The organism is Pseudomonas sp. SJZ074 (genome assembly GCF_007828215.1).
Lineage (GTDB): Bacteria > Pseudomonadota > Gammaproteobacteria > Pseudomonadales > Pseudomonadaceae > Aquipseudomonas.
In genome coordinates this window covers 17,592-23,852 of record NZ_VIUE01000035.1, presented here as the reverse complement: position 1 = coordinate 23,852, position 6,261 = coordinate 17,592, and the positions used below count along the sequence as shown (strand labels likewise).

Here is a 6,261-nt window from a genome sequence, read left to right as displayed (position 1 = left end):
ACCCGGCCTCCTGTCACTTGCACGCCGGCAGGCTCTGGATTCCGGCTGGTCAAGCGCCCCATGGCGACAACATCACCCACAGCAAAGAAAAATGTCATACGTTCCTTCTCAGATATTTGTCAGTGCTGCCCGGGGCAAACGCAACAGGGCACGCCTGGAGTTAATGATGCAGATCCGCACAGACAGCCGGCGCCACCCGGCAGAGTTCCACTGCTGTCGGGTGCGGGTTGGTGTCAGGCGTCGTTCACAGGTTGGCAGGGGTGTTGTCGCTACAACATCGCCAGCCGGACGGTGCAGTCAGAACAGCCATTCAGGCGCGCTTGTCGCGAATGGCGCAGTTGATATCGGAGACGATGTGCCCGTCCGCCAGCTTGATGATCCGGTCAGCCAGCTGGAAGTACTGGTCGTCATGGGTAATGATCAGCACCGTCTTGCCGCGCCGCTTGAGGTCGGGCAGCAGCTCCTCGTAGAAGAACTTCTTGAACGGCGGGTCCTGGTCGGCGGCCCATTCGTCGAGCACGTAGACCGGCCGGTCCTCCATATAGGCACACACCAGGGCCAGGCGTTTCTGCTGGCCATAGGACAAAGCCTTCAGCGTCGAATAGCCGTGCCCTTCGATCTTGATCTTGTCGGCCAGCCCGAGGGTTTCCAGGTACTTGTTCGCCAGGTCCGGGCTGCCCTCCTCTTCGTCGGGACCGATCAGGCGGTTGAACAGATGGAAGTCCGAGAACACCGCGGAAAACAGATCGCGGTAGTCACTGCGGCTCTCGTCGGTAATCGTCAAGCCGTCGAGCAGCACCTCGCCGCTTTGCGGGATGTAGAGCCCGCATAACACCTTGGCCAGGGTGCTCTTGCCGCAACCGTTGCCGCCCACGATGTAGATCAATTCACCCGCCTGTACCGTCAGGTCGATGGGGCCCAGGGAGAAACCGCTTCCGGCATGCGGGTCCTGATAATGCATCCGCACGCCCTTCAACTCGATGCTGTCCCAGGTCTTCTTGTGCTCGAGCAGATGCACCTTCGGCGCTTCCACCGCAACGGGCTCGGGATGTGGATCGTTGATCGCGAAACCGAATTCCGCGAGCCGGGTACAGGCGACCCGACCCGCCGCCAGCACCGGCATCGCCCCCACCAGCAGCGAAAGCGGCCCCATGATGTAGAGCACCGCCAGCACGCTGGCGGTCATCACCTTGGGATCGACCGTGCTGACCAGCGGCGCGGCGAACAGCAGGCAGCCAATCAGCAGTGACAGGGTGAACTGGCCCACGTTATCGGCGGCGGTGTACCACAGGCGTTCGACGAAGTTGTAGCGCGCCACCCGGGTCGAAGACGCCTCGATGGCGGAACGGCCGAACCAGCGACGACGGATGCCGTTGAGCTTGAGTTCCTTGAGGCCGAACACCAGGGCATGGGTATATTCGTTGAACGCGGTGAACTCGTCCCGAACCCGATTGGTGGACCTCACGCCGCTGGCGAAGAAGAACAGGTACAAGCCCACGCCCAGGACCATCAGCGAAACCGTCAAGGCCAGGACCACCCACGACAGGTACGCCAGGTAGGCGATACCGAACAGGAAGACCGTGGTTTCCACCAGCACCGTGGGCATGACGATCAGCGTCGTGTTCAGCTGCGGGATGTCGTTGGTCAGCATGGTCAGCACGTTGGGCGGGCCGCGCCGGTCCACCTCTTCCAGCGGCGTGGCGAGGATCTTGCGACACAGTGCGATGCGCAACCGGGTCATGATCCGCATGCTGGCGTAGGCCGGAAACAGCGCGGCACCGTTGCGCAGGATCAGCGCTACGGCACTGAGCCCGACAAACCAGTACAACGCCTGCATGCGATCGCCTTCGTTATGGATGGCCTGGTTGATCACACTCACCACCGCGATGGACGCGACCCCGCTGATGACACCACAAATCAAGGTGAAGAACGTCAGCCAGGGGTGGTTGCGCCACAGCAGGCGCATGACCGAACCCGGCTTGGGTTTCTTCTCTTTCTGGTTTTTCATGGGTTGCTATCCTCGAATGAACTCGCGATATGGCTCAGGCCGGCTGCCAGACGTCGTCCCGGGCGGTCATCTCGCCCATCGCCACGACAATCAGGCGCGGTTCCTCGTAAGGATCGCGAGCATGGGCGGCCAGCATGTTGTCGAGCATGACCACGTCGCCCTTGCGCCAGTCGAACCTGACGGCGCAGGCCTCATAGGCGTCGCCGACCAGGGTCATGACCTCGTCTTCAATCGGTGTTCCGTCGCCGTAACTGACCATGCGCGGCAAACGGTCGGCGCCGAACATGTCGAGCAGGTCTTCGCGCATTTCTTCACCGAGGCAGAACGGATGGTGCAACTGCACCTGGTTGAAAAACGCCGCCTCGCCGGTCTGCGGATGACGGATCACCGCCGGGCACAGGGTGCGCACTTGCAGGCTGTCACCGTCGAGCCATTCGAAATCGGTGCCCTGCTCACGGCAGCGCCGTTCGACTTCGCCACGATCGGTGGTACCGAAGAACGATTCCCAGCTCGGCTCGACGCCGGCGGTGAAGGTGCGGCTGTACGTCAGCCCCTTTTGTTCGAAGCGGGCCACCACCTCGGCAGGCAGGTGCCGTAGCACTTGCCGGATGTCCGCCAGCGGCGTCGCGCCGCCGACCCGGGAAGGCTGTTCGCAATAGAACCATTGCTTGCGTGGCCAGCTTTCCAGGTGCGAGCTCTCGTTGTGGTAGAGGATCATTTCCCGCTCGGGATAAGGCGTGGAGCGGTAGACGTTACGTCCGCCCTCCTTCTTCGGCAGGTCGCCGTAACTGCCATGCAAGCCGGGAGACAAGGCTTCGGCAAATGCTTCGAAAGCCGCCACCGAGGCGAGGTCGAAACCACGAAACAGCACCGCGCCATGACGGCACAACAAGGCCTCGATGGCCTCGCGATGAGTGGCGGCCCATGCCGATGGATCCAGACCAGGGGCGATCGCTTCGATCACCACCGGCAGGCTCAGGCCATCGGCCAGCAGCGACAATCGGACCTGCCCATCGACTGGCTGACCGGGCCAGGAAAGCGAATTCGCCGTCCCGTCATCGCTCATCACGGGCGAAGCGTTAGTTTGAAGACTCATGCATCACTCCTGAACCACGGATCCGCGGATCCACGTCTACGGGGCAAAACCAATGCGCCCCACTGTCGGGCAAGGATAAAAACACTGATCCACGGTGATGTCTGGCACCGCAAACCGGGACAGACCCGATACACCCGGTTACACCGTCGCAGTCGACGTTCATCCCAAAGCGCTTTGTCCCCATTTCCCGCGACAGACGCCGGCACGAAGTCGGTGCTGAAATGCGGCAGCTGCGAATCGCACAGGCGCATTAAACGATCCCGTGGGCCGCAGTGACGTCTCGAGTGCAACGGTTTTCGCAAATGCGCAAATACGCTGCACCTGGCAATCAACAGGAGCGTTAGTCATGCCGATTAAGAACACTGGCGGATCGGTCAACCCCGCGCCAGCCCCTCTCACGCCCGGTGCATTCCTGCATGAAATCTTCACTGCCCGGGCCCGTGAATTTCCCGAGCGAACGGCCGTCTCCGACGCCACCCGGGCGCTGAGCTACGCGCAACTCGACGCGGCCTCGTCGCAACTGGCCGCCCGTCTTCGCCAGGAAGGCGTCAAGGACGGCATGCTGGTCGGGATGTGCCTGACACGCAGCGTCGACCTGGTCATCAGCCTGCTGGGCATCCTCAAGGCCGGCGGCGCCTACGTCCCGGTCGACCCGCAATACCCGGGCAAGCGCGTCGAACACATCGTGCGCGACAGCGGCCTGAGCCTGATCATCGGCGCACCCGCCGAGCTGGCGCAGAGCGCGTCCGTGCGCGCCCTGCCCCTGGCCGATCTGTTGGCCGGCCCGGCGCTGGAACCGATTGCCGAGGTCGACCGCCGCAACCCCGACCAGGCACCGGCCTACGTCATCTACACCTCCGGCTCCACCGGCGAACCCAAGGGTGTGCTGGTCGCCCACGGCAACGTCAGTCGCCTGTTGGAAAGCACCCAGCGTGAATATGCTTTCAACGAGCACGACGTCTGGTCGATGTTCCACTCCATCGGCTTCGACTTCTCGGTCTGGGAAATCTGGGGCGCGCTGGCCCACGGCGGCCAGGTCGCCGTGGTGCCTTACGATGTATCGCGCTCGCCAACCGCCACCCGGCAATGGCTGGTCGACCGCGGCGTGACTGTCTTGAGCCAGACCCCATCGGCCTTCCGTGGCCTCGATGAGGCTGACCGCCAGGCCAAGACGCCACTGGCGCTGCGCTACGTGGTATTCGGCGGTGAGGCCCTGCCGGCCACCGTGCTGCGGCCATGGGTCGAACGCCACGGCGACCAGAAGCCTGCATTGATCAACATGTACGGCATCACCGAAGCCACGGTGCACACGACCTTCAAGCGCGTGCTGGGTCAGGACCTGGAAAGCGCCGCCATGGTATCGATCGGTGCCCCACTGGATGGCTGGCGCCTGAACCTGCTCGATGCCGACCGGCAACCCGTGCCCCAGGGCACCGCCGGTGAGCTGTACATCGAAGGCGCCGGCGTGGCGCTGGGTTACCTGAACCGCCCGGCCCTGAACAGCGAGCGCTTCGTGCAACTGCCGGGAACTTCGAACCGCGCCTATCGCACCGGCGATCTGGTGGTGCTGGGCGATGACGGTGAGTACCGCTACGCCGGGCGTTGCGATGAGCAACTGAAGATCCGCGGTTTCCGCATCGAACCCGGCGAGGTCGAAGCCTGCCTGCAGAGCAGCCCCGCCGTGGCCACCGCTCATGTGACCGGTCACGATTACGGCGACGGCGACTGGCGCCTGGTTGGCTACGTGGTACCGGCCCAGGGCGTGGATGCCTGGACCGAACAGGTCCGCGGCGAAGTCGCCGCACTGGTGGCCGCCAACCTGCCGGACTACATGCGTCCTTCGGCCTACATCCCCCTGGCGCAGCTGCCGGTCACCGATCACGGCAAGATCGACAAGCAACGCCTGCCCTCTCCCGAATCCGTAGAAGCCACCGTGCAACACACGGCCGACGGCCTTACCGAACAGGAGCAGTTCGTGCTCAAGGTCTGGTCGCAGGACATCGGCCTGAAGAACATTGGCCTGAACGATGACTTCTTCGATTTCGGTGGTACCTCCCTGGCACTGATTCGCTCCCTGAGCACCTTCAAGGCCCACTACAAGGTCAACCTCGACCCCGGTGTGCTGGCCAACGGTGCAACCGCCAAGGTATTGGCCGACTGCATCCAGCGCTCCCTTGTCCAAGCCCATTGACCGAAAAGGAACAGCCCATGAGCAAGAAATTCGCCTTGACCCCGGAAGAACGCGCGTCCTTCGAGAAGAACGGTTTTATCGGTCCTTTCGACGCCTATACCCCCGAAGAAATGAAAGAAGCCTGGAAACGCACCCGCCTGCGCCTGCTCGATCGCAGCGCCGCGGCCTACCAGGACCTGGATGCGATTTCCGCCGGCACCAACATTGCCAACTATGATCGCCACCTGGATGACGAATTCCTCGCCAGCCACATCTGCCGTCCGCAAATCTGCGACCGCGTCGAAAGCATCCTCGGCCCGGATGTACTGTGCTGGCGCACCGAGTTCTTCCCCAAATACCCGGGCGACGAAGGCACCGACTGGCACCAGGCCGACACCTTCGCCAACGCCTCGGGCAAGCCGCAGATCCTGTGGCCGGAGAACGAAGACTTCGGCGGCACCATCACCGTCTGGACCGCGTTCACCGACGCCAACATCGCCAATGGTTGCCTGCAATTCATTCCCGGCACCCAGAACAGCATGAACTACGACGAAACCAAGCGCATGGCCTACGATCCCGAAGCCAACAACAGCACGGTGGTCAAGGATGGCGTGCGCCGCGGCTTCTTCGGCTACGACTATCGCCAGTTGCAGATCGACGAGAACTTCAAGCCTGACGAATCCGCCGCCGTACCGATGCAGATGAAGGCCGGCCAGTTCATCATTTTCTGGTCGACCCTGATGCACGCCTCCTACCCCCACAGCGGCGAGTCCCAGGACATGCGCATGGGCTTCGCCTCGCGCTATGTGCCGTCCTTCGTGAAGATCTATCCGGACTCCGACCACATCGAGGAATACGGCGGTCGCATCAGCCTTGAAAAATACGGCGCGGTCCAGGTGATCGGGGACAAGACCCCGGAATACAACCGCCTTGTCACCCATACCACCCGAGGCAAGAAATTCGAAGCGGTCTGATTTTTCAGTGCCA

Annotated in this window: 4 protein-coding genes; 2 read left to right on the top strand and 2 right to left on the bottom strand. The window is 62.7% G+C overall.

Annotated elements, in window-relative coordinates; genetic code table 11:
• Window positions 1–310 precede the first annotated feature (310 nt).
• Both FBX99_RS25560 and FBX99_RS25555 read right to left on the bottom strand, forming a co-directional pair.
• Window positions 311–2,008, bottom strand: coding sequence for a cyclic peptide export ABC transporter (locus FBX99_RS25560; RefSeq protein WP_144929923.1), 1,698 nt, complete (start codon window positions 2,006–2,008; stop codon window positions 311–313).
• 34 nt (window positions 2,009–2,042) lie between these two features.
• The gene (locus tag FBX99_RS25555) at window positions 2,043–3,104 is read right to left on the bottom strand and encodes a TauD/TfdA family dioxygenase (RefSeq protein WP_145133295.1); all 1,062 of its coding nucleotides are present in this window, start codon (window positions 3,102–3,104) and stop codon (window positions 2,043–2,045) included.
• Between the two features lie 346 nt (window positions 3,105–3,450).
• Between FBX99_RS25555 and syrB1 the strand changes: the two genes are divergently transcribed.
• Together syrB1 and syrB2 are read left to right on the top strand one after the other, a co-directional pair.
• Entirely contained in the window at window positions 3,451–5,295 is a 1,845-nt protein-coding gene (gene syrB1 / locus FBX99_RS25550; protein WP_144929921.1) for a syringomycin E biosynthesis L-threonine--[L-threonyl-carrier protein] ligase SyrB1, read from the top strand.
• 17 nt (window positions 5,296–5,312) lie between these two features.
• Window positions 5,313–6,248: a syringomycin E biosynthesis L-threonyl-[L-threonyl-carrier protein] 4-chlorinase SyrB2 gene (gene syrB2 / locus FBX99_RS25545; RefSeq protein WP_047701003.1), complete on the top strand. Its 936-nt coding sequence runs from the start codon at window positions 5,313–5,315 to the stop codon at window positions 6,246–6,248.
• Window positions 6,249–6,261 lie beyond the last annotated feature (13 nt).

Excerpts from the sequence above, each read along its gene's own strand:
- FBX99_RS25560 (WP_144929923.1), bottom strand. The coding sequence starts at position 2,008 with ATGAAAAACCAGAAAGAGAAGAAACCCAAGCCGGGTTCGGTCATGCGC.
- FBX99_RS25555 (WP_145133295.1), bottom strand. The coding sequence starts at position 3,104 with ATGAGTCTTCAAACTAACGCTTCGCCCGTGATGAGCGATGACGGGACG.
- syrB1 (WP_144929921.1), top strand. The coding sequence starts at position 3,451 with ATGCCGATTAAGAACACTGGCGGATCGGTCAACCCCGCGCCAGCCCCT.
- syrB2 (WP_047701003.1), top strand. The coding sequence starts at position 5,313 with ATGAGCAAGAAATTCGCCTTGACCCCGGAAGAACGCGCGTCCTTCGAG.